The organism is Streptomyces sp. CA-251247 (assembly GCF_050952975.1).
GTDB lineage: Bacteria > Actinomycetota > Actinomycetes > Streptomycetales > Streptomycetaceae > Streptomyces > Streptomyces achmelvichensis.
On record NZ_CP191861.1, the window covers coordinates 1,619,931 to 1,635,901 of the forward strand.

The following is a 15,971-nucleotide window of genomic DNA, read 5'->3' on the forward strand; positions in this document are numbered from 1 at the left end:
CGCCCGGGCCGGTGGCCTCAGCGCTCCACCTCGTCGAGGTCCTCCAGCTCTTCGCCCAGATCGTCCTCGTCGAAGACCGAGCTGACGTCGAACCGGCACACGATCCGCTCGGGAAGCGCCTGCTCGAAGGGGGCGGTGAGCCATTCGCCGGGCTCGGGGACCTCGTCGGACGCGGACACCCACAGCGTGGAGTCGCCCTCCTCCAGGCCGAACTCCTTGTGCCGGGAGGCGATTTCGTCCGGCTCGTACTCCCCGAAGAGCACTCCGAGGGCCGCGTGCACGCTGGTGCCGACGACCGGCACGTTCGCCGGGCGGTCCTCGTCGGTGTCGACGTCGGCGATGCGCTGTGCCTGGGAGAGCAGCCGCTGCGGCTCCACCACCGCGTAGTCGCGGCGGATCAGCACACTGAGGGCGTTCGGCTCCTCGGGACCGGCGTACGGCGGCAGGGACTCGTCCGCGGCCGGGATCTCGAAGGGGGTGACCTCGTCGTAGCGGTCGTAGAGGCGCTCGTCGTACGCCTCGGCTGCGGCGGCCAGCTCGTTGAACGCGGTGTAGACGGCAGGATCGTCCTCGCCCGTGCGGTTCTCGACCGCCGCGAGGTGACGGTCCAGTGCGGCCTTGACCGCCTCGGCGGCGGCTCGTACCTCGTCAGCGGTGGGCTGCGCAGCATCAGACATAGTGCAGACGCTATCCGTACCGGGGCTCTGCCCGCACAATAGATGCGATGCCGGAATACGAATTTGTCGACGTGTACGTGCCGCGCGGGGTCTCCCGCAAGGAGGCGGCCCGTCTGCTCACCGACCATGCCGAGTACGGACACTGGGAGTTGGACCGACTGAGTCTGCACCGGGACGGCAGTCGCAGGGTGCGGCTGCGCCGGCGCATCATCCGTCAGGTGCGCGCCACCTGGTGACAGCGCGGAGCGGGCCTCGTCGTGACGAGACCCGCTCCGTTTTCTGTCGTTCCTGCCGTTCCTGTCGTTCGTTCCTGCTGTTCCTGCGTGCTGCGCCTATGCGGCGGAGCGGGCGCGGCGGTAGAGCACCACTCCCGCCAGCAGCATGCCCGCGCCCGCCGGGATCAGCAGGTCCATGGCGTCGGTGCCGGTCTGCGCAAGCTCTTCCGCACCTGCCGGGGTGAGGGTCTGCGCGTCGGGACCGTTCCGCACGGTGGGCGCCGGCGCGTCGGGCTCGGCCGGCGGCAGGGTGCGGGGCTGACCGGGCGGGTCGACGGTGCCCGGCGTCTCGGGCCCGGGCTTCCCCGGAGTGCTGACCTCGCTGTCATTGGCGCAGTCGTTGCCCAGGGCCGGGTTCAGCAGACCGCCGATGGTGACGGTGTTCCCGCAGGCGTTCACGGGAATGTGCACCGGGGCGGAGATGTGGTTGCCGGAGGCGACGCCGGGAGAGTTGTCGGCTCCGCCGGTGGCGTGGGCACCGCCCTTGCCATGACCCGATCCCTTGCCGTGCTCGGACTTGGCCGGCCCGGACTTGTTGGCGCATTTGTTGCCGAACACCGGGTTCAGCAGACCGACGGCATTGACGGAATTGCCGCAGGCGTTCACGGGAACGTCGACCGGTACCTGGACCGCGTTTCCGGACCCGACGCCCGGAGAATTCGACGCGCCTCCGTGGGCCCCTGCGTCCGCGTTCGCGTAACCGCCGCCGAGGGCGAGCACTCCGCCCGCCGCCGCCATGGTGATCAGGCCTTTGCGCGTGACCTGGCGCATAGGTTGAATCCTGCCTTCTTCAGGAATCCCCCGAGCCCTGTGCCCGGGGGCGGAAATACCCGGGCGGTCCCGGAGCGCATGGCGCGCACTCCGGGACCGCCCAGGTTCGAACCTCGACCCCGAGGGGTCGGGTCACAACATCAAGCGTTGACGCAGGTGTTGCCAAAGGCAGGGTTCAGGAGCCCGATCACGGAGACCGTGTTGCCGCACACGTTCACCGGCACGTGGACAGGCACCTGGATGACGTTGCCGGACAGCACGCCGGGAGAGTGCACAGCGGCACCCTGCGCGCCCGAGTCGGCCATGGCCATACCCGCACCAGCGAGCACCAGACCACCAGTGGCAGCCGCAGCAGCGACGACCTTCTTGATCATTATTCCTCCTTGTTGGCAATGCGATCCCAGCCGCGGACCGCACCACCTGTAACGAGGAGAAACCGGCGGGGCTACGAGCCCGATGCTCCTTTCACTCTTTCCAGTCGCGTGCGTACGCACTGACGATTATTGGAGTTTCGTTTCAGCGGACCTCACCCGATCCGGTTCAGCACCGGTCGATGAAACGGTCAAGCACACGCACACCGAACTGCAGACCGTCCACCGGGACGCGCTCGTCCACCCCGTGGAACATGCCCGCGAAGTCCAGCTCCGGCGGCAGCTTGAGCGGGGCGAACCCGAAGCAGCGGATGCCGAGGTCGTCGAAGGACTTGGCGTCCGTGCCGCCGGAGAGCATGTACGGGACGGCGCGCGCGATCGGGTCCTCCGCCTTCAGCGCGACCTGCATCGCGTCCACGAGGTCGCCGTCGAAGCTCGTCTCCAGCGCCTTGTCCCCGTGCACGTCCTCGCGCCGGACGCGGGGGCCGAGCAGCCGGTCGAGATCGGCCAGGAACTCGTCCTCGTAACCCGGCAGGAAGCGTCCGTCGACATGGGCGGTCGCCTGCCCGGGGATGACGTTCACCTTGTAGCCGGCGCCGAGCATGGTGGGTGCCGCGGAGTTGCGCAGGGTCGCGCCGATCATCTTGGCGATGCCGCCGAGCTTGGCGAGCGTCGCGTCCATGTCCTCCGGGTCCAGCGGGGTGCCGAGCGCGTCGGAGAGCTCGTCGAGGAAGCCCCGGACGGTCTTGGTCATCCGTACCGGCCAGGTGTGGCGGCCGAGCCGGCCGACGGCCTCGCACAGCTCGGTGATGGCGTTGTCCTTGTTGGTCATCGAGCCGTGTCCGGCGGTGCCGTCCACGGTCAGGCGCATCCAGTGCATGCCCTTCTGCGCCGTCTCGACGAGGTAGAGCCGCAGGTTCTCGTTGACGGTGAAGGAGAAGCCGCCGACCTCGCCGATGGCCTCCGTGACGCCGTCGAAGAGCCCGGGGTGCTTGTCGACGAGGTGCCGCGCGCCCCAGGTGCCGCCCGCCTCCTCGTCGGCGAGGAACGCCAGCACGATGTCGCGCGGGGGCTTGCGGCCGCTGCGCATCCTGTCCCGTACGACGGCGAGCGTCATCGCGTCCATGTCCTTCATGTCGACCGCGCCGCGGCCCCAGACGCACCCGTCCGCGATCTCACCGGAGAACGGGTGGTGGGTCCAGTCGTCGGCATTGGCCGGGACGACGTCGAGATGGCCGTGGATGAGCAGCGCGGGCCTCGACGGGTCCTCCCCCTCGATCCGGGCCACCGTGGAGGCGCGTCCCTGGTGGGACTCGAAGATCTGCGGTTCGAGACCGACCTCGGCCAGCTTCTCCGCGACGTACTCCGCCGCGGCCCGCTCCCCCGGGCCCGAGTGGTCCCCGTAGTTGCTGGTGTCGATCCGGATCAGCTCACGGCAGAGGTCGACGACCTCGTCCTCGCCCGAGACGGTACGGGCCGCATTCGACTCGCTCACGCTGATTCCTCCCACTGTCGCTGCTGGTGGTTCCCCCTCATCCTCCCGCGCGCGGCCCCGGACCCCAAGGGCGGCCGTCCGCCGTCGCACGGCTTTCACACGGCCGGGCGGGTGATCGGGCACAGCTGAATGTTTGCTATGGTTTTCCACGTCGGAACGGCCCAGCGCCGGACGGCAGACACCTTGTCCGGGTGGCGGAATGGCAGACGCGCTAGCTTGAGGTGCTAGTGCCCTTTATCGGGCGTGGGGGTTCAAGTCCCCCCTCGGACACCAGCAGGATCCCCGCGGCTCTCCGCGGGGATCTTTTTGTTTGCGCTCCCCCCGGGCACCCGGGCCCGCTACGCCGGGCTGCGCTTACAGTCACCGGGTGAGACGCAGACACAAGGCCCCGCCGTCGCCGCTGCCCCAGCGGGACGGGATCGACCCGGTGCGCCTGCGGCTGCCCGCCGACCCGGACGGCTCCTGGAAGACGGTCCGCGATCACGTCGTGGCGCGGTACGCGGGCGCCGTCGGGACCGAGAAGGTCGACGCGCTGTTCCGGGAGGGCCGCATCGTCGGCACGGACGGGCCGGTCGCCGCGGAGGAGCCGTACGCCCCGGGGCGGTATCTCTGGTTCCACCGGGACTTCGCGCCCGAGGAGCGCGTCCCGTTCGAGGTGCGGATCGTGCACCGCGACGAGCGCCTGGTCGTCGCCGACAAGCCGCACTTCCTCGCCACCACACCGCGCGGCCGGCATGTCACCGAGACCGCGCTCGCCCGGCTGCGGCGCGATCTCGGGCTGCCGCAGCTCCAGCCGGCCCATCGGCTGGACCGGCTGACCGCGGGCCTCGCGCTGTTCGTCGTGCGGCCCGGGGACCGTGGCGCGTATCAGACGATGTTCCGTGACCGGCGGGTGCGCAAGGAGTACGAGGGGGTGGCGGCCCACGATCCGGCCGTCACGCTGCCGGTCACCGTGCGCAGCCGGATCGTGAAGGACCACGGGGTGATGGCCGCCCGCGAGGTGGCGGGCGAGCCGAACAGCGAGAGCCGGATCGAGCTGCTGGAGCACCGCGCAGGGCTCGGCCGGTACCGGCTGCTGCCGGCCACCGGCCGCACCCATCAGCTCCGGGTCCATATGAACCGGCTCGGGCTGCCGCTGCTGAACGATCCGCTCTTCCCGGTGGTCCGGGAGCCGGGGCCGGACGACTGGGCCAAGCCCCTTCAGCTCCTCGCCCGGGTGCTGGAGTTCACCGACCCCGTGACCGGTGAACCGCTCCGCTTCGAGAGCGGGCTGCGGCTGGCTCAGTGGCCCCGCTGAATCCACTCCTGAAGATGCGGCGACTCCTCGCCGACGGTCGTCGGATCGCCGTGGCCGGTGCGGACCACCGTGTCCGGCGGCAGGGTGAGCAGCCGCTGCCGGATCGACTCGACGATGGTCGGGAAGTGCGAGAACGACCGGCCGGTGGCGCCGGGGCCGCCCTGGAAGAGGGTGTCCCCGGTGAAGACCGTGGACAGCTCGGGGGCGTACAGACAGACCGCGCCGGGGGCGTGGCCCGGGGTGTGCAGCACGGTCAGTTCCACTCCCGCGACGGTGAGCGTCAGGCCGTCGGCCAGTTCGCCGTCGGGGGCGCGGTCGGGATGCGTCTGCTTCCACAGCGGGAGGTCGTCGGGATGCAGCAGGATCGGCGCGCCCGTGGCCGCGGCGAGCGCGGGGGCCGCGTCGATGTGGTCGTTGTGGGCGTGCGTGCAGACGACGGCGACGAGCGTGCGGCCGCCGAGGGCCGCCTCGATCGCCGCGGCGTCATGCGCGGCGTCGATGACGATGGCCTCGGACTCGTCGCCCACGATCCACACGTTGTTGTCGACGTCCCAGGTGCCGCCGTCGAGGGAGAAGGTGCCGGAGGTGACGAGGTGATCGATCCTGACATTCGGAGAAGTCATCAGAGCCGCACCACCGAACGCAGCACGTCGCCCTCGTGCATCCGGGCGAAGGCCTTCTCGACGTCACCGAGCCCGATGGTCTCGGTGACGAACGCCCCGAGGTCGATGCGGCCCTGCTGGTGCAGATCGATCAGCATCGGGAAGTCGCGGGACGGCAGACAGTCGCCGTACCAGGAGGACTTGAGGGCGCCGCCGCGGCCGAAGACGTCGAGGAGCGGCAGTTCCAGCTTCATGTCCGGGGTGGGGACGCCGACGAGGACGACCGTGCCGGCCAGATCGCGGGCATAGAAGGCCTGTCGGTAGGTCTCCGGGCGGCCGACCGCCTCGATGACGACATCGGCCCCGAAGCCGCCGGTGAGTTCGCGGATCGCCTCGACGGCGTCGGCGGAGCTGGAGTTGACCGTGTGGGTCGCGCCCATCTTCTTCGCCGTCTCGAGCTTGCGGTCGTCGATGTCGACGGCGATGATCCTGGCCGCGCCCGCGAGCCGTGCGCCGACGACCGCCGCGTCGCCCACACCGCCGCAGCCGATGACGGCGACGGTGTCACCGCGGCCGACGTTGCCGGTGTTGACGGCGGCGCCGATGCCGGCCATCACTCCGCAGCCGAGGAGTCCCGCGACGGACGCGGAGACCGCCGGGTCGACCTTTGTGCACTGCCCTGCCGCGACGAGGGTCTTCTCGGCGAACGCGCCGATGCCCAGGGCCGGGGAGAGTTCGGTGCCGTCCGTCAGGGTCATCTTCTGGCGGGCGTTGTGGGTGTCGAAGCAGTACCAGGGACGGCCCCGCCGACAGGCGCGGCAGCGGCCGCAGACGGCCCGCCAGTTGAGGATGACGAAGTCGCCGGGCGACACCTCGGTGACGTCCGGGCCGACCGCTTCCACGACACCCGCGGCCTCGTGGCCGAGGAGGAAGGGGAAGTCGTCGTTGATCCCGCCCTGCTTGTAGTGCAGATCGGTGTGGCAGACCCCGCACGCCTGCACCTGCACCACGGCCTCGCCCGGACCGGGGTCCGGGACGACGATCGTCTCCACCCGCACCGGTTCGTTCTTTCCGGGTGCGATCACACCTTGCACCTGCTGCGACATCGAGAACCTGCCCTTCTTCGCACGTCGGTCGACCCCCACTATGGACCGTCACGGCGGCGCTCGGCGACGAGCAGGAGGGGCCCCGCGGAAATCTTCCGCAGGGCCCCTCGTGTGCGTGTTCGGCTCAGGCGTCCTGGCGCTCGGCCGCGAGGGCGCTGACCCGCCCGCGGACCACGTACCAGCCGCCGACCAGTGCCGCGGCGATCAGCGGCAGGAACATCACGGTCGTCCGGCCGACGCCGCCGCCCCACCACATCAGGACGGCCACCCCGGCGAGGAAGAGCAGGGTGACGATCTGGGTGTACGGGGCCCAGGGCAGCCGGTACGACGGCCGGGTGACGCGTCCGTCCTGCGAGCGGTGCCAGAACAGCAGCGAGCAGAGCATGATCATGCCCCAGGTGCCGAGGATGCCGATCGAGGCGAAGTTCAGGACGATCTCGAAGGCCTGCCCGGGCATGAGGTAGTTGAGGCCGACGCCGAGCACGCCGAAGCCGGCGGTCAGCAGGATGCCGCCGTAGGGGACCTGACCCTTGTTCATCCGGCCGGTGAAGCGGGGCGCGGAGCCCGAGAGCGCCATGGAGCGCAGGATGCGGCCGGTGGAGTACAGCCCGGAGTTGAGGCTGGAGAGGGCGGCGGTGAGAACGACGAGGTTCATCACGCCGGCCGCGCCCGGCACACCGAGCTTGTCCATGACGGTGACGAAGGGGCTCTCGTCGCCGGAGTACGCGGTGTACGGCAGGAGCAGCGCGAGGAGCACGACGGAGCCGACGTAGAACAGGCCCACACGCCACATGATCGAGTTGATCGCCTTGGGCATGATCTTCTCGGGGTTCTCGGTCTCGCCGGCGGCGACGCCGCAGAGCTCGACCGAGGCGTAGGCGAAGACGACACCCTGGATCACCAGCAGCATCGGCAGCATGCCCACGGGGAAGATGCCGCCGCCGCCGGAGATGGTGGAGAAGCCGGGGGTGTGGCCCTCGATGGGGTGCTGGGTGACCACGAGGTAGATGCCCACGAGCATGAAGGCGACGAGCGCGGCGACCTTGATGATCGCGAACCAGAACTCCATCTCGCCGAAGTACTTCACCGAGATGAGGTTGGCCGTGAGGACGACGGCCAGGGCGATCAGTGCGAGCACCCACTGCGGGACGTCGCTGAACATGGCCCAGAAGTGGGCGTAGGTCGCGGCCGCGGTGATGTCGGCGATGGCGGTGGTGGACCAGTTGAGGAAGTACAGCCAGCCGGCCGCGAAGGCGCCCTTCTCGCCCATGAACTCACGGGCGTAGGAGACGAAGGCTCCGGACGAGGGACGGTAGAGGACGAGCTCACCGAGCGCGCGGACGACGAAGAAGGCGAACACGCCGCAGACCGCGTAGGCGATGGCGAGCGAGGGGCCCGCTCCGGCCATTCTGCCGCCCGCTCCGAGGAACAGACCGGTGCCTATCGCTCCGCCGATGGCGATCATGTTGATGTGGCGGGACTTCAGGTCCTTGCTGTAACCGGCGTCGCCGGCGTCCACGTGGGGGGTGCTCGTCGCCGGTACCCCGGCGGCGGGCTTCTCGGCCGCGGTGATGCGGTCACTCATGGAGGGGATTCGCCTTCGTGAGGGGGAGGTGTGCGGTCCCGGCCGTAGCCGGTGGGGGTCGTCACCTGGGCGTGGGCCCGACGGCACATCATCAGGGCAACCCTGGGATTTTGGCAGTGGTCTATCTCACGAAGCGATACATCTGAGGTGTTTCTGAGGTTGCGGCAAGGTAAACCAAGGTCATCGTCACTCGACGTAGGGCCCGGTGTTACCGAGGGGCCTCAGGGGGCGAGCACGTCCAGCTCGGCCAGGGCGCCCATCGCGATCTCCCGGGTGATCTCCTCGGCGCGCGCCGCGTCGCCTTCGCGAACGGCCTCGGCAACCTGCACATGCAGGGTCACGGCCGCCGGATCGGGGTCGTCGAACATCACGTGGTGGTGCGTACGCCCCGCGAGCACCTCGGCGACGACATCACCGAGGCGCGCGAACATCTCGTTGCCCGACGCTTCGAGAACGATCCGGTGGAAGGCGATGTCGTGCCGCAGATAGCCCTCGAGCTGATGGCCCCGGGAGGTGGCGACCATGCCGAGCGCGCACTCGGTGAGCGCGGCGCACTGCGCGGGCGTGGCATGGCGGGCGGCGAGGCCCGCGGCGACCGGCTCGACGGCGGAGCGGAGCACGGTCAGCGAGCGCAGCTGGCGCGGCCGGTCGGCGCCGGCCAGCCGCCAGCGAATGACCTGCGGGTCATAGACGTTCCACTCCTCGGTGGGTCGGACGGTCACACCGACCCGGCGCCGGGACTCCACCAGGTGCATGGATTCGAGGACGCGGACGACTTCGCGGACAACCGTACGGGAGACGTCGAAGCGCTGAGCGACCTCGTCGGTGCGCAAAACGCTGCCCTGCGGGTATTCGCCTGCTGTGATCGCGAGGCCGAGGGCGTCCAGAACATGTGTGTGGAGGCCCCGGCCCGCTGTGGTCATGGGTTCAGCGTACGGGGCAGGGGTCGGGAAGAAAAAGTATGACGTTTATGTCTCACACACTTGAATACGTCGTACCTAATGGGTTTCAGTAGCGCCACGGACCGATGTCGACGAAGACAGCGAGGCAGGCAATGAGCACCCCCCACGTCGTGGTGGTCATGGGAGTGACCGGGACCGGGAAGACCACCATCGGTCCGCTGGTCGCCGAAGCTCTGGGCGTTCCGTACGCCGAGGGCGACGACTTCCATCCCCCGGCCAACATCGCCAAGATGTCGGCCGGCACACCGCTGGACGACGCCGACCGGTGGCCCTGGCTCGACGCGATCGGTCAGTGGGCGCTCAGCAGGGCGGGCAAGGGCGGAGTCGTGTCCAGCTCCGCCCTCAAGCGCGCCTACCGCGACCGTCTGCGCGCGGTCGCCCCGGACGCCGTCTTCCTCCATCTCACCGGTGACCGCGAGTTGATCGAACGGCGGATGACCGAGCGCAAGGGGCACTTCATGCCCACGAAGCTGCTCGATTCGCAGTTCGCCACGCTCCAGCCGCTGGAGGACGACGAGGCGGGCGTCTCCGTCGATGTGTCCGGCAGCCCCGAGGAGATCACCGAACGGGCCGTCGCCGCGCTGCGCCGGCTCGACGCGTGAGCACGACGCGTAAGCACGACGCGTAAGCACGGCGCGTGAGTTCAACGCCTGTGCGTGGCACGGCGAGTGAGCACCCGCTCGATGAGCCGGCGCCTGCTCGACGGGTGAGCGCCGTCCCTTCCGTCCCCTCCACCCCCGTCCCCCGACGTTCCCTTCAGTAAGGACCCACCGTGACCAGTCTCAGTGTCGAGATGCTGGCAGCGGACGCCATCGAACCGATCACATCGGCAGGCAATGCCCAGCTCGGCATAGCCGTTCTCGCGGGCATCGCCGTCATCGTCCTGCTCATCACCAAGTACAAACTGCACGCGTTCCTGGCCCTGACCATCGGATCGCTGGCGCTCGGATCGTTCGCCGGCGCACCGCTGGAAAAGACGATCCTGTCGTTCACCGCGGGCCTCGGCACCACGGTCGCCGGGGTCGGCGTGCTCATCGCGCTCGGCGCGATCCTCGGCAAGCTGCTCGCCGACTCGGGCGGTGCGGACCAGATCGTCGACACGATCCTCGCCAAGGCCAAGGGGCGCGCGATGCCCTGGGCCATGGTGCTGATCGCCTCGGTGATCGGACTGCCGCTGTTCTTCGAGGTCGGCATCGTGCTGCTGATCCCGGTCGTTCTGCTCGTCGCCAAGCGCGGCAACTACTCCCTGATGCGGATCGGCATTCCCGCGCTCGCCGGTCTGTCGGTGATGCACGGACTGATCCCGCCGCACCCCGGCCCCCTGGTGGCCATCGACGCGATCGGCGCCAACCTGGGCGTCACCCTCGCGCTCGGCGTGCTCGTCGCCATCCCGACGGTGATCATCGCGGGTCCCGTCTTCTCGCGGTACGCGGCCCGTTGGGTCGACATCCCGGCGCCCGAGAAGATGATCCCGACCCGTCCCTCCGAGGACCTGGAGCGGCGCCCCGGCTTCGCCGCGACCGTGGCCACCGTGCTGCTGCCCGTGGTCCTGATGCTCGTCAAGGCGTTGGTGGAGATCGTCGTCGACGACCCCGACAACGCTGTCCAGCGGGTCACCGACGTCATCGGCTCGCCGCTGATCGCCCTGCTCGCCGCGGTGATCGTCGGCATCTTCACGCTGGGCCGCGCGGCCGGCTTCACCAAGGAGCGGATCTCGACGACGGTCGAGAAGTCGCTCGCCCCCATCGCGGGCATCCTGCTGATCGTCGGCGCCGGTGGCGGTTTCAAGCAGACGCTGATCGATGTCGGTGTGGGCCAGATGATCCTGGACTACTCCAAGGACTGGGCGATCCCGACCCTCCTGCTCGCCTGGCTGATCGCGGTGGCGATCCGGCTGGCCACCGGCTCGGCCACGGTCGCGACGATCTCCGCCGCCGGCCTGGTGGCCCCGCTCGCCGCCGACATGTCGACGACCGAATCGGCCCTGCTGGTGCTGGCGATCGGCGCGGGCTCGCTCTTCTTCAGCCATGTCAACGATGCCGGATTCTGGCTGGTGAAGGAGTACTTCGGCATGACCGTGGGACAGACCATCAAGACCTGGTCGGTGATGGAGACCATCATCTCGGTGGTCGGCATCGGCTTCGTCCTGCTGCTGTCACTGATTCTCTAGCGGGAATCTGCGGCGGGACGCCCGAGGAACCGGCGGTCAGTCGTCGTCCGGATCCCACAGCGGGTGTTCCCGGCGGGCCCAGGGGCGTTCGACCGACCCGGTGCGCATGCCACGGCGTGCCTCCGGGTCGGCGAACGCCATCCCGATGTGCCCGATCAGCACGAACCCGATGGCGAGTGCCAGCCAGTCATGCACAAAGGTGGCGCTCGTACGCCACATCAGCGGGGTGAGGTGCGTGAACCACATCATCAGGCCGGTCCCGGCCATGATCAGCACCGCACCCGCGATCCAGGCGGCGTAGATCTTCTGCCCGGCGTTGAACTTGGCCGCCGGCCGCGACTCCGGACGCGCGTCGCGGCGGCGCACCGCCCGCAGCCAGGTCCGGTCGTGCGGCCCGAAGCGGTTGAGCCGGCCGAGGTCCTTGCGGAGCGCCTTCGACGCGAGGCCCAGCAGAAGCGGCACCGGGATGAGGATGCCCGACCATTCGTGGACGGTCACCACCAGATGGCGGCGGCCGACGAGTTCGGCCAGCTGCGGGACGTAGAGGCAGGCTGCCGTCGCCACACACAGCAGGGTCAGCACGGCGGTGGTGCGGTGGACCCAGCGCTCGGCGCGGCTGAACCGCCGTACGATCGCGGGCCGTTCAGACGGTGGGTGTGTCGGTGCGGCCGTTGGACCGGCCGACCCAGGCGTCGACGTCATAGCCCCGCTCCTCCCAGTAGCCGGGCCGGACGTCGGAGGTGACCGAGATCCCGGAAAGCCATTTCGCCGACTTGTAGAAGTACATCGGCGCCACATACAGCCGGACCGGGCCGCCGTGGGAGTGGCTGACCGGCTTGTCCTGCATCCGCAGGGCGACCAGGACATCGTCCCGGCGGGCCTGCGGAAGCGTGAGGCTCTCGCTGTACGTGCCGTCGAAGCAGGTGAAACGGATCGCCTTGCCCTCCGGCCGTACGCCCGCCGCGTCCAGCAGCAGCGAGAGCCTGACGCCGGAGAAGGCGGTGTCGGGGACCCGCCACCCGGTGACGCACTGGACGTCACGCACCACACGGGTCTGCGGCAGACCGCGCAGTGCGTCGAGGGTGTACGTCCCCGGACGGTCAACCAGCCCGTCGACCGTCAGCCGGTAGTTCCGCTCGTCCTTGTGCGGTACGGAGGAGGCGACCGAGTAGTAGCGGAAGCCCCCGCCGTTGGGGAGCAGGCCCGTGAGCCCGGTGGGGTCGTTGTCGGAGGCCGCGCCCAAGAAGGATTCGAGGCCGCGCTGGAGATACGGCGCGGTGGCGACCCCGACGGCACCGAGCCCGAGCATGCCGAGCACCAGGCGTCGCCCGACGGGGCTGCCCTCGGTGTCGGAGTGTTTGTCTCTCACCCTTCGATTCGAGCACTTGGGGAGCGCGGAAGCCAGGAAAACCGAGATCCGTCAGGGTTTCGTCATACGCGGGCTCTCGGCGGAGGGCGCAGGCCGGGCCGCAGAGAAGGCAGTACCGAGGTCGTGCGCGGCGCCGCGCGGCCGTGCGCGGCGCCCGGCGCGGTGGTTCAGCCGACCGCCTTCGCCGCGGCCCGGCCGGCGGCGCGGCCGGAGAAGATGCAGCCACCGAGGAAGGTGCCCTCCAGGGACCGGTAACCGTGCACCCCGCCGCCGCCGAAGCCGGCCGCCTCGCCCGCCGCGTACAGCCCGGCCAGCGGTTCGCCGCCGGGGGCCAGGACCCGCGAGGACAGATCCGTCTCCAGGCCGCCGAGCGACTTGCGGGTGAGGATGTTCAGCCGCACCGCGATCAGCGGGCCGGCCTTCGGGTCGAGGATGCGGTGCGGGGCCGCCGTACGGATGAGCTTGTCGCCGAGGTACTTGCGGGCGCCGCGGATGGCCGTGACCTGGAGGTCCTTGGTGAAGGGGTTTCTGATCTCGCGGTCCCTGGCGGTGATCTCCCGGCGCAGCTCGGCCTCGTCGATCAGCGGCTCCTTGGTGAGGGCGTTCATGCCGCGGACGAGGGAGCTGAGGTCCTTCTCGACGACGAAGTCGACGCCGTTGTCCATGAACGCCTTCACCGGGCCCGGGACGTCGGCGCGGGCACGGCCGATCACGTCTCGGACCGACTTCCCGGTCAGATCGGGGTTCTGCTCGGACCCCGAGAGCGCGAACTCCTTGCCGATGATCTTCTGGTCGAGCACGAACCAGGTGTAGCCGTAGCCCGAGTGCATGATGTGTTCGAGCGTGCCGAGGGTGTCGAAGCCGGGGAAGAGCGGGACGGGCAGCCGCTTGCCGCGCGCGTCGAGCCACAGGGACGACGGACCGGGCAGGATGCGGATGCCGTGCCTGGCCCAGATGGGGTTCCAGTTCTCGATGCCTTCGGTGTAGTGCCACATACGGTCACGGTTGATGTGGCTCGCACCCGCGCGCTCGGCGATGCCGAGCATCAGCCCGTCGACGTGCGCGGGCACGCCGGAGAGCATCTTCTCGGGCGGGGTGCCGAGACGGTCCGGCCACTGGGCGCGGACGAGGTCGTGATTGCCGCCGATGCCGCCCGAGGTGACGATCACCGCCTGCGCGCGGAACTCGAAGGCTCCGGCGACCTCGCGGCTGCTCGCCGTGCCGCGCTCGGCGCCGGACGGCTCCAGCACCTCGCCGCTGACGGTGTCGAGAGTGCCGTCACTGCCGGTCAGGCCGGTGACGCGGTGGCGGAATCTCAGCTGCACGAGACCGCGGGCGACGCCTTCCCTGACCCGCCGTTCGAAGGGGGCGACGACGCCCGGGCCGGTCCCCCAGGTGATGTGGAAGCGGGGCACGGAGTTGCCGTGCCCCGTGGCGTCGTAGCCGCCGCGCTCCGCCCAGCCGACCACCGGGAAGAAGCGCATGCCCTGCGCGTGCAGCCAGGACCGCTTCTCGCCGGCCGCGAAGTCGACGTACGCCTCGGCCCACTGGCGCGGCCACCGGTCGTCGTCGCGGTCGAAGCCGGCGGTGCCGAGCCAGTCCTGGAAGGCCAGTTCCCGGCTGTCCCTGATCCGCATCCGGCGCTGCTCGGGCGAGTCGACGAAGAACAGCCCGCCGAAGGACCAGTGCGCCTGACCGCCGATGGACTGCTCCGGCTCCTGGTCGAGGAGGATCACCTTGCGCCCGGCGTCGACGAGTTCGGCGGTGGCCACCAGACCGGCGAGCCCCGCCCCGATCACGATCACATCAGCGTCGTACGCCATGGGTTCCATCCTTGTCCGGCCGGTACGGGGCGAGTTCGGTGGTCCGATCTTCGGTACGGGCCAGTAACTAGTCAACAGCTGAGGCGTCCCGGCCTCGGTGGTTGGATGGCCGGATGAGTTCCGCTGACGAGATCCTGGACATCGTCGACGCCTCGGACCGGGTCGTGGGGCAGGCCCGGCGCGGCGACGCCTATGCGCGAGGCCTGCGCCACCGCTGTGTGTTCATCCAGGCGCGAGACGCACAGGACCGAGTCTTCGTGCACCGCAGGACGCCGACGAAGCTGGTCTTCCCCTCGCTGTACGACATGTTCGTGGGCGGTGTGGTCGGGGCCGGCGAGGAGTACGACGACGCGGCGCTGCGCGAGGCGGAAGAGGAACTGGGCATCTTCGGCCTCCCCCGCCCGACACCGCTCTTCCGCTTCCTGTACGAGGACGGCCCCCGCACCTGGTGGTCGGCCGTGTACGAGGTGCGCTGCGAACTGCCGGTGAATCCCCAGCAGGAGGAGGTCGCGTGGCACGCCTTCCTGCCGGAGGCGGAGCTGGAGCGGCGACTGGACGAGTGGCCGTGGGTGCCGGACGGCCTGGCGGCGTACGGACGGCTGCGGGCGCACCGCGGGGCGTGACGGCACTCGTCGCGGTGACTGCGCCCGCCGGCGGGGCGGCCCGACGCGGCCCGGCCGCAGGCAGGCGGGACCGCGGGGGTGCGAACCCGTGGGTAAGGTGCCGGACGTGGACGATTTCGTGCGGAGTGTGCGGCTGTGGTTTGCGCCTCAGCGGGCGCGTGAGGAGGGCGAGACCCCCGACTACCGGTTCTCGCTCGCCAACGAGCGGACCTTCCTCGCCTGGCTCCGTACGGCTCTTGCGCTCATCGGCGGCGGATTCGCGGTCGATCAGTTCCTGCCCGATCTGCGGTGGGGCGTACGGGCGGGCATGGCGATCGGGCTGCTGGTCGCCGGGGTGCTGTGCGCGCTGCGGGCCGTCAACCACTGGGTCCGCTGCGAGCGAGCGATGCGGCGGGGTGAGGACCTGCCCGTGTCCCGCTTCCCGGCGCTGCTGAGCCTGGTGATCGCGGTCGTCGCCGTCGCCATGATCGTCGTGGTGCTCCTCGGCTGGGAGGGCGGCAGTTGACCGCCGTGCCGGAGCGCGATCCGGGGTTGCAGCCCGAGCGGACCCGGCTGGCGTGGCGCCGGACCACCCTGTCGTTCACGGTGGCGGCGGTCCTCGCGGCACGGCAGGCGGCCGGTGGTGACCCGGGCCCGGCAGGGCTGATCGCGGTGGCGCTCAGTGTGCTGGTGTGGCTGGTGTTTCTGCGGCTGGCCCATCTCCGGCTGCGCGTGCTGGGGGCCGCGCACCGGCCTGCGGTGCTGTCGGCGCGGGGGGCGCTGGGCGCCGTGGCGTGCACGGTCGCCCTGGCCGCGTTCGCCGTCGCGGTGGTGATCTGAGCGGGGTCTCGCGACGAGGCGCGGCC

General features: G+C 70.1%; 18 protein-coding genes and 1 tRNA gene. 8 read left to right on the forward strand and 11 right to left on the reverse strand.

All coding sequences use genetic code 11. The annotated features are described in order from the left end of the window. Positions 1 to 17: 17 nt before the first annotated feature. Positions 18 to 677: a hypothetical protein gene (locus ACQPWZ_RS07115; RefSeq protein WP_340472238.1), complete on the reverse strand. Its 660-nt coding sequence runs from the start codon at positions 675 to 677 to the stop codon at positions 18 to 20. A 47-nt stretch (positions 678 to 724) separates the two neighbouring features. Between ACQPWZ_RS07115 and ACQPWZ_RS07120 the strand changes: the two genes are divergently transcribed. Beyond that, positions 725 to 913, forward strand: a complete 189-nt coding sequence (locus ACQPWZ_RS07120; protein ID WP_030354641.1) for a DUF5703 family protein — start codon at positions 725 to 727, stop codon at positions 911 to 913. A 96-nt stretch (positions 914 to 1,009) separates the two neighbouring features. Here the strand turns inward: ACQPWZ_RS07120 and ACQPWZ_RS07125 are convergent, their stop codons facing one another. From ACQPWZ_RS07125 to ACQPWZ_RS07135, 3 genes are all read right to left on the reverse strand, one after another. Further along, on the reverse strand, positions 1,010 to 1,723 hold the full coding sequence (locus ACQPWZ_RS07125; protein ID WP_356704936.1) for a chaplin: 714 nt from the start codon (positions 1,721 to 1,723) through the stop codon (positions 1,010 to 1,012). A 140-nt stretch (positions 1,724 to 1,863) separates the two neighbouring features. Next, a complete protein-coding gene (gene chpH, locus ACQPWZ_RS07130; protein WP_313947288.1) occupies positions 1,864 to 2,097 on the reverse strand; it encodes a chaplin ChpH in 234 nt (77 codons plus the stop codon). A 166-nt stretch (positions 2,098 to 2,263) separates the two neighbouring features. Then, a complete protein-coding gene (locus ACQPWZ_RS07135; protein WP_340472240.1) occupies positions 2,264 to 3,589 on the reverse strand; it encodes a M20/M25/M40 family metallo-hydrolase in 1,326 nt (441 codons plus the stop codon). A 185-nt stretch (positions 3,590 to 3,774) separates the two neighbouring features. Here ACQPWZ_RS07135 and ACQPWZ_RS07140 point away from each other — a divergent pair. After that, positions 3,775 to 3,862: transfer RNA gene (locus ACQPWZ_RS07140), tRNA-Leu, on the forward strand. Between the two features lie 94 nt (positions 3,863 to 3,956). Then, positions 3,957 to 4,886, forward strand: a complete 930-nt coding sequence (locus ACQPWZ_RS07145; RefSeq protein WP_433570913.1) for a pseudouridine synthase — start codon at positions 3,957 to 3,959, stop codon at positions 4,884 to 4,886. Here the strand turns inward: ACQPWZ_RS07145 and ACQPWZ_RS07150 are convergent. The 4 genes from ACQPWZ_RS07150 to ACQPWZ_RS07165 form a co-directional block, all read right to left on the reverse strand. Next, entirely contained in the window at positions 4,871 to 5,509 is a 639-nt protein-coding gene (locus ACQPWZ_RS07150; protein WP_356704932.1) for an MBL fold metallo-hydrolase, read from the reverse strand. The genes ACQPWZ_RS07145 and ACQPWZ_RS07150 overlap by 16 nt on opposite strands. Continuing rightward, the gene (locus tag ACQPWZ_RS07155; protein ID WP_433570914.1) at positions 5,509 to 6,594 is read right to left on the reverse strand and encodes an S-(hydroxymethyl)mycothiol dehydrogenase; all 1,086 of its coding nucleotides are present in this window, start codon (positions 6,592 to 6,594) and stop codon (positions 5,509 to 5,511) included. The genes ACQPWZ_RS07150 and ACQPWZ_RS07155 overlap by 1 nt, the downstream gene beginning before the upstream one ends. A 124-nt stretch (positions 6,595 to 6,718) precedes the next feature. Continuing rightward, positions 6,719 to 8,179, reverse strand: coding sequence for an amino acid permease (locus ACQPWZ_RS07160; protein ID WP_433570915.1), 1,461 nt, complete (start codon positions 8,177 to 8,179; stop codon positions 6,719 to 6,721). A 221-nt stretch (positions 8,180 to 8,400) separates the two neighbouring features. Then, on the reverse strand, positions 8,401 to 9,102 hold the full coding sequence (locus tag ACQPWZ_RS07165) for a FadR/GntR family transcriptional regulator (RefSeq protein WP_433570916.1): 702 nt from the start codon (positions 9,100 to 9,102) through the stop codon (positions 8,401 to 8,403). A 131-nt stretch (positions 9,103 to 9,233) separates the two neighbouring features. On the opposite strand from ACQPWZ_RS07165, the gene ACQPWZ_RS07170 reads away from it, so the two are divergent. Continuing rightward, the gene (locus tag ACQPWZ_RS07170) at positions 9,234 to 9,743 is read left to right on the forward strand and encodes a gluconokinase (RefSeq protein ID WP_327685067.1); all 510 of its coding nucleotides are present in this window, start codon (positions 9,234 to 9,236) and stop codon (positions 9,741 to 9,743) included. 170 nt (positions 9,744 to 9,913) lie between these two features. Further along, positions 9,914 to 11,311 carry a gluconate:H+ symporter gene (locus ACQPWZ_RS07175; RefSeq protein ID WP_433570917.1) on the forward strand — a complete coding sequence of 466 codons (1,398 nt, stop codon included), beginning with the start codon at positions 9,914 to 9,916 and terminating at the stop codon, positions 11,309 to 11,311. Positions 11,312 to 11,347: 36 nt separating this feature from the next. Here ACQPWZ_RS07175 and ACQPWZ_RS07180 read toward each other — a convergent pair whose 3' ends face one another. The 3 genes from ACQPWZ_RS07180 to ACQPWZ_RS07190 form a co-directional block, all read right to left on the reverse strand. Then, positions 11,348 to 12,013, reverse strand: a complete 666-nt coding sequence (locus ACQPWZ_RS07180) for a cytochrome b/b6 domain-containing protein (RefSeq protein ID WP_340472247.1) — start codon at positions 12,011 to 12,013, stop codon at positions 11,348 to 11,350. Continuing rightward, complete coding sequence (locus ACQPWZ_RS07185; RefSeq protein WP_340477764.1) at positions 11,955 to 12,620, reverse strand: molybdopterin-dependent oxidoreductase; 666 nt, start codon at positions 12,618 to 12,620, stop codon at positions 11,955 to 11,957. Before ACQPWZ_RS07185 ends, ACQPWZ_RS07180 begins: the two co-directional genes overlap by 59 nt. 227 nt (positions 12,621 to 12,847) lie before the next feature. Continuing rightward, a complete protein-coding gene (locus tag ACQPWZ_RS07190) occupies positions 12,848 to 14,503 on the reverse strand; it encodes an FAD-binding dehydrogenase (RefSeq protein ID WP_356704929.1) in 1,656 nt (551 codons plus the stop codon). Positions 14,504 to 14,616: 113 nt separating this feature from the next. Between ACQPWZ_RS07190 and ACQPWZ_RS07195 the strand changes: the two genes are divergently transcribed. The 3 genes from ACQPWZ_RS07195 (at position 14,617) to ACQPWZ_RS07205 (ending at position 15,945) form a co-directional block, all read left to right on the forward strand. After that, a complete protein-coding gene (locus ACQPWZ_RS07195; RefSeq protein ID WP_433570918.1) occupies positions 14,617 to 15,126 on the forward strand; it encodes an NUDIX hydrolase in 510 nt (169 codons plus the stop codon). 106 nt (positions 15,127 to 15,232) lie between these two features. Continuing rightward, the gene (locus ACQPWZ_RS07200) at positions 15,233 to 15,631 is read left to right on the forward strand and encodes a YidH family protein (RefSeq protein WP_313947276.1); all 399 of its coding nucleotides are present in this window, start codon (positions 15,233 to 15,235) and stop codon (positions 15,629 to 15,631) included. Next, positions 15,628 to 15,945, forward strand: a complete 318-nt coding sequence (locus tag ACQPWZ_RS07205; protein WP_340472250.1) for a DUF202 domain-containing protein — start codon at positions 15,628 to 15,630, stop codon at positions 15,943 to 15,945. Before ACQPWZ_RS07200 ends, ACQPWZ_RS07205 begins: the two co-directional genes overlap by 4 nt. Positions 15,946 to 15,971: the final 26 nt, after the last annotated feature.